Source organism: Pseudonocardia sp. SID8383 (assembly GCF_009864975.1).
Taxonomy (GTDB): domain Bacteria; phylum Actinomycetota; class Actinomycetes; order Mycobacteriales; family Pseudonocardiaceae; genus Pseudonocardia; species Pseudonocardia alni.
The window spans coordinates 1-414 of sequence record NZ_WWFY01000979.1; the positions used below are offsets into that span (position 1 = coordinate 1).

Genomic DNA, 414 nt, shown 5'->3' on the forward strand with positions numbered 1-414 from the left:
GAGGGCCGGGACGGGCGGGCGGGGGGCAGCGACGTCGGGGCCCGCGTTGCCGCAGCCCGCGAGCAGGAGCAGCAGGGCGGCACCCACCCCGGCCTCGCGCGGCCCCACCACCGTGACCCCCGTTCCGACGCAGTTCGCTGCGCCGATCGGCGCCATTGTGACGTGGTCGTGCCCCTCACCGGGCGGCGGGTAGGGTCCTGTGCATCGACAACGAGATGCACCGTCCGTGACCCCGTGGCAGCTGCTCACGCTGTTCGGTGCCGGCATCGCGGCCGGCCTGATCGGCGCCGTCGCCGGCCTCGCGTCGTTGTTCTCCTACCCCGCGCTGCTGGCCGTCGGGCTCCCCGCGACGACGGCGAACATCACCAACACCGTCTGCATGCTGTTCCAGGGGGCGGGCGCGGTCGCCGGGTC

General features: G+C 74.9%; 1 pseudogene. It reads left to right on the plus strand.

Going from position 1 to position 414, the window contains the following annotated elements:
* Nucleotides 1-226: 226 nt before the first annotated feature.
* A pseudogene (locus GTW08_RS23190) lies at nt 227-414 on the plus strand (sulfite exporter TauE/SafE family protein); the annotation flags it as partial.